This window comes from Cellulomonas persica (genome assembly GCF_007989825.1).
In the GTDB taxonomy this organism is placed as follows: Bacteria; Actinomycetota; Actinomycetes; order Actinomycetales; family Cellulomonadaceae; genus Cellulomonas; species Cellulomonas persica.
In genome coordinates, this window is sequence record NZ_BJUA01000021.1 from 24,627 (window position 1) to 31,073 (window position 6,447).

7 protein-coding genes are annotated in these 6,447 nt (G+C 76.2%); 3 read left to right on the plus strand and 4 right to left on the minus strand.

Going from position 1 to position 6,447, the window contains the following annotated elements; all coding sequences use genetic code 11:
• Window positions 1–13: 13 nt before the first annotated feature.
• Genes CPE01_RS15115 through eccD form a run of 4 tightly spaced genes read right to left on the minus strand, consistent with a single transcriptional unit; the run spans window position 14 to window position 4,682 of the window.
• A complete protein-coding gene (locus CPE01_RS15115) occupies window positions 14–751 on the minus strand; it encodes a PP2C family protein-serine/threonine phosphatase (protein WP_146807637.1) in 738 nt (245 codons plus the stop codon).
• On the minus strand, window positions 748–1,992 hold the full coding sequence (locus CPE01_RS15120; RefSeq protein WP_146807638.1) for a S8 family serine peptidase: 1,245 nt from the start codon (window positions 1,990–1,992) through the stop codon (window positions 748–750). Before CPE01_RS15120 ends, CPE01_RS15115 begins: the two co-directional genes overlap by 4 nt.
• Window positions 1,989–3,320, minus strand: a complete 1,332-nt coding sequence (gene eccB, locus CPE01_RS15125; protein WP_146807639.1) for a type VII secretion protein EccB — start codon at window positions 3,318–3,320, stop codon at window positions 1,989–1,991. Before eccB ends, CPE01_RS15120 begins: the two co-directional genes overlap by 4 nt.
• A gap of 12 nt (window positions 3,321–3,332) precedes the next feature.
• Window positions 3,333–4,682 carry a type VII secretion integral membrane protein EccD gene (gene eccD / locus CPE01_RS15130; protein ID WP_146807640.1) on the minus strand — a complete coding sequence of 450 codons (1,350 nt, stop codon included), beginning with the start codon at window positions 4,680–4,682 and terminating at the stop codon, window positions 3,333–3,335.
• Between the two features lie 307 nt (window positions 4,683–4,989).
• Between eccD and CPE01_RS15135 the strand changes: the two genes are divergently transcribed.
• The 3 genes from CPE01_RS15135 (at window position 4,990) to CPE01_RS15145 (ending at window position 6,270) form a co-directional block, all read left to right on the plus strand.
• Window positions 4,990–5,301, plus strand: coding sequence for a WXG100 family type VII secretion target (locus CPE01_RS15135; protein WP_146807641.1), 312 nt, complete (start codon window positions 4,990–4,992; stop codon window positions 5,299–5,301).
• 14 nt (window positions 5,302–5,315) lie between these two features.
• Window positions 5,316–5,600: a WXG100 family type VII secretion target gene (locus CPE01_RS15140; protein WP_146807642.1), complete on the plus strand. Its 285-nt coding sequence runs from the start codon at window positions 5,316–5,318 to the stop codon at window positions 5,598–5,600.
• 163 nt (window positions 5,601–5,763) lie between these two features.
• On the plus strand, window positions 5,764–6,270 hold the full coding sequence (locus tag CPE01_RS15145; RefSeq protein ID WP_146807643.1) for a hypothetical protein: 507 nt from the start codon (window positions 5,764–5,766) through the stop codon (window positions 6,268–6,270).
• Window positions 6,271–6,447 lie beyond the last annotated feature (177 nt).

The window sequence follows — 6,447 nt, forward strand, 5'->3', positions numbered from 1 at the left end:
GCGCTCGCCGGGCCTACGCTGACGGCAGCACCGCCGGGGCGTCGACCACCAGCACCGTCACGTTGTCGGTGGCACCCGCCGCGAGCGCGGTCGCGACGAGCCGGTCCGCCGCGGCCTGCGGGTCCGACTCGGCCTTGAGGTCGGCCTCGATGCGCGCGTCCGGCACGGTGTCCGTCAAGCCGTCCGAGCACACGAGCATGCGGTCCCCCGGGCTCACCGCGATCACGTCGAGGTCCGGCTCGACCGTGGGCGTGCCGCCGCCCAGCGCGCGCGTCACGACGTGGCGCCACGGGTGGTACGGCGCGTCGTCGGGACGCACCAGGCCGTCCGCGACGAGCTCGGCGACCTCCGAGTGGTCGCGCGTCACCTGCTCGAGCACCGCACCCACCATCCGGTACGTGCGCGAGTCGCCGACGTTGAGCACGACCCAGCACGGCGTCGACTCGTGCACCGTCAGCACGACGCCCGTCACCGTCGTCCCCGGTCGACGTCCGTGTCCCTCGGGCAGTGCGCGGATGCGGTCGTTCGCCTCGACGAGCGCGTCGCGCACCGTGTCCGGGTCCGCTCCCCGTCCGACGAGCGAGCGCAGCACTTCGATCGCGGTGGCGCTCGCGACCTCGCCCGCGTCGTGGCCGCCCATGCCGTCCGCGACGACGAACACGTCCTCCTGCGCGAGCAGCGCGTCCTCGTTCGTCGACCGGCCGCCCGGCGACGTCGCGCTCCCCCACCGCAGCGCCAGCGGCGCGGTCATCGGACCCTCCGCGGCGAGACGAGCCGCCACACGAGCGCGACGAGCGCGACCGAGGCGGTGCCGCCCAGGACCCACCACACGGCGTCGGCGCGCACCTGCGCCATCGGGTCGGCGACGTCCTGGACCACGATCGGGGACGCGGTCACCGTGGGCGCCGGCGTCGGCGTCCGCACGGGGTCGGTCGGGACGGCGGCGAGCTGCAGCGCGGCGTCCGGCCGGACCACGCCCCAGCCCAGCTCGTCGGTGCGCTCGGGCGTCGCCCGCGCCGCCGTGGACGTGAGCCGGTAGGCCCACTGCGCGGGCGTCTCGTCGGGGAACCGCTCCGCGAGCAGCGCCGCCGCCGCCGACACGTACGCCGTCGACCAGCTCGCCGCGGGGTCCGTCGTCGCGTACCAGCAGTCGCCCGCGCCCGGGTACGCCGTCAGGACCTGCGCGCCCGGCGCCGCCACGTCGACGTGCGGCCCGTGGATCGAGGCGTCCGTGGCGCGCAGGTCCGCGTCGACCGCCGCGACTGCCAGCACCTCCGGGTACGCCGCCGGGTAGCGCGCGTCGTCGGACTTGTCGTCCGCGGTGTTCCGGTTGCCCGCGCTCGCGACGACGAGCGAGCCGCGCGCGGTCGCGTCCCGCACGGCGGCGCGCAGCGCGGGGTCGTCGGCATCCGTCGACATCGACACGTTGATGATCGTCGCACCGTGCGCCGCCGCCCACGTGATCCCCTCGGCGATGCGTGCGGGCGTCGGCTGCACCCCCTGCTCGACCGCCTGGTCGCCCTCGGCGTGGTAGACCCGCACGGGAAGGATCGTCGCCTTGGGCGCCAGGCCGAGCACCCCCGAGTCGGGGACGCGCCGCGCCGCGATGATGCCCGCGGCGGCGGTGCCGTGGCCCCACGTGTCGGCGCGACCCGTCCCGTCCCCGGTCACGACGTCGTGCCCGTCGACCACGGCGCCGTCCAGGTGCGGGTTGCGGTCGTCGACGCCCGAGTCCACGACCGCGACGACGACGCCGTCACCTGTCGCGAACCGCCACGCCGCCTGCGCGCCGAGCTGCGCGAGCGCGGGCGGCTCCTGGTCGAGGTACCGGGGGGCCTCGTCGCCGCAGCCCTGCGTGACGGTCGCGTCCGCCGCGGGCGCGTCCGCGACCCACGCGGCCGACGCCCCGCCCAGCGTGAGGCAGGCCAGCGCCGCCCGCGCGGCGAGCGACGCCGCGAGACGCGGCCGCCGCTGACGGGGCACGGGGGTCATGGCGCGACCGGGGTGAGCGCGGCCTCGACCGTCAGCGCCGGGCCGGCCTCGAACAGCTCGGCCCACGCGGGCGGGACCACGGTGACGTCCTCGGCGTCGTAGCCGAGCCGGGCCAGCACGTCGTCGTCGCCGCCGTCGACGGTCGGCAGGCCGAACCGTCGGCCCATCTCGTCGACGAGCGCGTGGGTGCCGGCACCGCCCTCCTGCGAGCGGGACAGCACCAGCGCACCCCCACCCGGGACGACGTGCACGCCGGCCGCCGGCGCCCCGTCGGTCGAGACCAGCTCGACGCCCGCGTCCGCGCCCGTGGTGAGCACGGCGCACGGGGCACGCTCGACCCCGATCGCCTCGACAGGCTCACCGGGCCAGTCCTGCGGCGCGACGGGCGTCGTCGCCGTGCCGGCACCGGCGACCTCCGCGGGCGTGCGCGTGACCTCCTGCGCGCCCGGCTCACCGAGCTGGTACAGCTCCGTCGCGAACTCGCTGAGGACCGCGAGGTCGCCGCGGCGGTCGACGACGTACCAGCGGTCGGCGCTCCCCGCGCCCGCGACGCGCACGACCGTGCCCACGTCCAGGTCCCCCAGCCCGGCGCTCGACGGCGCGGGACGGCCGGCCCCCTCGACCGTCAGCGGCGCGAGCGCGGTGCCCTCGGGGAAGAGGTTCAGCCACGTGCCGGGCACCTCGACGCGCGGCGCGGTCTCGAGCCCGATCGCACGCAGCACGCTCGACAGGTCGGCCTCCGCCACGCGGTGCCGCAGCCCGCCGACCACCACGAACGTCTCGGTGCCGAGCTCGGCGACCACGGCGCCGCCCGCCTCGGTGGGCACGGTGATCCCCACCGACGTGGACACCGCGGTGGCACCGTCCTGGTCAGCGACGCACGACGTCCAGCCGGTCGGCACGAGCGCGTCCGGGCGCGGCGGTGCGTCCGGTGCGCCGACGATGCCGATCGTCTCGCGACGTTCGGTGCCCGCGATGACGCGCGGCGCGAGCTCGACGACCGCGAACTGGCCCGCCTCGATCGCCAGCCGCGCGCTCGTCGTGTTCACCACGGGGTAGAGCGCGTCGTTGAGGGCGACGTAGCGCGTGCCCTCGCCCTTCACCACGACGAGGCGGTTCGAGTGCCAGTCGTTCGGATCGCTGCGCAGCGCGCCCCACGCGAGCGAGCCGAGGACGACGAGCACGCTGAGCATGAGGCCCGCGACGACGCCGCGCATCGGCTTCGTCGGCTCGAGCTCCTGACCGCCGGGCGCTCCGCTCACGAACGCCGTCAGCAGGCGCCGTCGGCTGAACGACTGCGCCTCGACGAGGTCACGCTTGGCTGCCACGGCGTCCCCGCGTCAGACCAGGCCGGCGGCGGCGACGCCGAGCGGCAGCAGGACGGCCAGGCACGTCATCTCGATCGTGTCCCCGGCGCGCGCGAGCGCGACGCGGCGCCGGGGCGCCACGAGGCCCAGCGCGACGAGCGCCGCGGCCGCCGCGCCGGCCGAGCACACCAGCACCGTGCGCCACGAGGGGTGGGCCAGGGCAGCGACGACGAGCGTGAGCGCCAGGCCCGTGATCCCGAGGCACACCACGACGAGCACGTCCGCGCGCGCGTACGACTGTCGCGTCGACAGCAGCAGGCCGACCCATCCGACGACGAGCAGCACCGTGCCGAGCGCACCCGAGCCGACGAGCGTGGGCGTGGCCAGCAGCGCGAGGAGGCCGACGGCGACGCGCAGCGCGAGCTGGATCCGGTAGCCGGAGTCCAGCTGGCGGCGCACGCGGTCCGGGTCGACCGGGACCGGGTCGAGCAGGATCTCGGCGTCGGAGCGGGGCGAGACCACGCGCAGCGGCGTGCTCGCCAGCGCGAGCCACGGCACCCCGATGCTCGCGGTCAGCACGGCCGCGACGACCACCGCGAGCACGTGCGCGGGCTCGGACTGCGCGAGCTCGACAGTGGCCCCGACGACACCCAGCGCGAGGCCGAGCCCGACCGGGGCGATCGCCGTCTCGCGACCGTCCGGCAGCGCGGCGAGCGCGAGCACGCCCGCGACGACGAGGCCGGCGCCCGCGGCGGCTGCGGGCCAGCCCCACGACGGCGCGGCCGACCCGGCCGCGAGCCCCGCGACAGCAGCGGGCAGCCCGGCCGACAGCACGAGCACGCGACCCGCCGACGAGTCCCGGCCGGTACGCGCGACGACCGCACCCGCGACGACCGCGAGCACCGCGCCGATCGCGGCGACCACGGGCGGCAGCGGCGACGTGCGGTCGGCGCCCAGGAGCAGCAGCGCGGTGGCCGCGACGATCGCCGCCGCGCCCCAGGCCGCGCCCAGCGCCGAGTCGTGCGGCGTCCACGCGCGGAACCGGCTCTCCACCGCGTCCGCGACCGCCTCGACGACGTCGTCGTAGACGCGCGGGTCGGGCTGGTCCGCGCCGGACTCGAGCGTGAGGATCGCACCGTCCTCGACCCCCGAGGCGATGAGGCTGCGCGCCGGGTCGAGCGTGCTGCCCTCGGCGGTCACCAGGCGGTACCCGCCGTACACCGACGCCGCGTCCAGCATCCCGAGCGCACGCGCCAGGCCCGGCACGATCTCGACGACGGCGACGTTGCCCGGCGCGCCCAGGTCGACGCGGCGCTCCCCCGCCGTGACCGAGATCCGCAGCAAGGTGCCGACGGGGGCCGTCGGTGTGCTCGGATCTGTCATCGGCGTCCTCGGGTGGTCGTCGGCCGCGGGTGGTCGGCGGCAGGTCGCCGGTCAGCATAGCCAGCGACGCGCGTGGTCCGGGCCCCGTCCTGCGGCCCACCGGCTCTTCGTCCGACCGGGGCCCGGGACCGCGCGGGTCCCGACGTGGTGGTCCCTCGTCGTCCACAGGCCGTGGACGAGCGCCGACGCGCGTCGGCGTGGTCAGGTTACGGTTCACCCGGTTTCGCGTTGATTCGTCGGGACCGGCGTGGCTCGTCCGGGTCGCGTCCGGCATCGGCCCGCAGGGGTCGGGCATGGGGGAGGTGTCATGGCCGCTGAGGTTTCCGCTGCAGATGGTGCGATCAAGCGCGGAGCGGACGTGGTGGCGCGCACGCGTGGCGAGCTGCAGTCCGAGCTGTCCGCTCTGGAGGGCAAGCTGGCCGGGATCGGGTCGCACTGGCAGGGCCAGGGCGCGATCGCGTTCAACCAGCTGATGGTCCGCTGGCGGGACGACGCGTCGAAGATCGTCTCGGCGCTCAACGAGTTCGAGGCGAACCTGCTGCAGTCGCAGTCGTCGTACACGGCGTCGGACGACACGCAGTCGTCGACGTTCTCGCGCCTGTCCGGGCGCCTGGGCTGAGGAAGGGGAACGTCATGAGCGACCTGAAGGTGAACTTCGGTGGTCTGTCGACCGCCGCTGCCGACATCCAGACCGGTGCCTCGCGCATCGAGTCGCGCCTGGGTGACATGGACCAGGCGCTGCAGCCGCTGCGCGCGGACTGGTCCGGTGAGGCCTCCACGTCCTACGAGGCCGCGCGCGCCAAGTGGACCGCCGCGCTGACCGACATGAAGGCCCTGCTCGCCGAGATCGGCCGGGCCGTGGCCACCTCGAACGACGACTACCAGGCCACCGAGCGCGCCAACGCCGCCCGCTGGTGACCACCCACCGGGCCGTGGCGGACCACCGCCACGGCCCGGTCAGCACGTCAGCCGTGGCGGGGATGCCGTGACCGGCACCACCACGGTCGTGCACCCTCTGGCCCAACGTGCGTCCGGGGAGGACCATGCGTCTCCACCGGCACGTCGACGGGGAGATGCGGGCATGGGAGCTCCGGCAGCGGCCTGCGTGCAACGGCGGACAGGAGCGCGCACCGCGCACGGGCGGGCAGCAGCGCGCACCGGGCGCGGGCTCGCCGTCGGGACCGCTCGCGTCGTCGGGGCCACGCGGGTCGTCGGGGCCGCGCGGGTCGTCAAGAGCGCGCTGGGCTACGGGGTCGTCGACGTCCCGCACCTGCTCTCGCACGACCCGCGGCAGTACCCCGACGTGAACCCGCTGCTCACCGCGACCTCGCCCCACGGCGCGGTGCTCGGCACGGAGTCGGGACCCAGGGCCTCCGCCTCTGCGTCGCCCGCCCCCGCCGTCGGCGACTCGTCGGGAGGGGCCTCCGGCAGGCCTCCGAACCCGACGAGCACGCCGAGCGGCGCCCTCGTCGTCGTCGGGATCGCGCTGCTGCTCGCCGCGGCCACCGCGGGCCTCGTCATGCGCCGGCGTGCGGCGACCGGCGGGTCCGCCCCCGGCACCGCGACCCCTCGCGAGGCCGGTGGCTGAGTCGACCGTCCGGGCGAACGTGGTCCAGAAATGGTTGGGGCGGGCGACGTGACCCGGCGAACTCGGATACTGTGCGGTCGGTTTCGCGTTGATTCGTCGGGACCGGCGTGGCTCGTCCGGGTCGCGTCCGGCATCGGCCCGCAGGGGTCGGGCATGGGGGAGGTGTCATGGCCGCTG

Coding starts and splice junctions, on each gene's coding strand:
- CPE01_RS15115 (WP_146807637.1), bottom strand. CDS start 751: ATGACCGCGCCGCTGGCGCTGCGGTGGGGGAGCGCGACGTCGCCGGGC.
- CPE01_RS15120 (WP_146807638.1), bottom strand. CDS start 1,992: ATGACCCCCGTGCCCCGTCAGCGGCGGCCGCGTCTCGCGGCGTCGCTC.
- eccD (WP_146807640.1), bottom strand. CDS start 4,682: ATGACAGATCCGAGCACACCGACGGCCCCCGTCGGCACCTTGCTGCGG.
- CPE01_RS15135 (WP_146807641.1), top strand. CDS start 4,990: ATGGCCGCTGAGGTTTCCGCTGCAGATGGTGCGATCAAGCGCGGAGCG.
- CPE01_RS15140 (WP_146807642.1), top strand. CDS start 5,316: ATGAGCGACCTGAAGGTGAACTTCGGTGGTCTGTCGACCGCCGCTGCC.
- CPE01_RS15145 (WP_146807643.1), top strand. CDS start 5,764: ATGGGAGCTCCGGCAGCGGCCTGCGTGCAACGGCGGACAGGAGCGCGC.